At 64.6% G+C, this 254-nt stretch carries 1 pseudogene; it reads left to right on the top strand.

From position 1 onward, the window contains the following. Nucleotides 1-254, top strand: a pseudogene (locus tag FAZ79_RS11345) (ribonuclease E/G); the annotation flags it as partial.

The raw sequence follows: 254 nt of genomic DNA, 5'->3' as shown, positions 1-254 counted from the left end.
CCGGCGGCTACATCGTCATCGACCAGACCGAGGCGATGACCACCATCGACGTCAATACCGGCGCGTTCGTCGGTCACAAGACCCTCGAGGAGACCATCTTCAAGACCAACCTCGAGGCGGCCGCGTCATCGCGCGCCAGTTGCGCCTGCGCAACCTCGGCGGGATCATCATCATCGATTTCATCGACATGGCCGAGCCCGAGCACCGCGTGCAGGTACACCAGGCGCTCAACCGGGCGCTCGAGCGCGATCACG

This window comes from Guyparkeria sp. SB14A (genome assembly GCF_005096345.1).
GTDB lineage: Bacteria > Pseudomonadota > Gammaproteobacteria > Halothiobacillales > Halothiobacillaceae > Guyparkeria > Guyparkeria hydrothermalis.
Note: the sequence above shows the minus strand (reverse complement) of the source record. Positions and strands in the feature narration are given on the sequence as shown.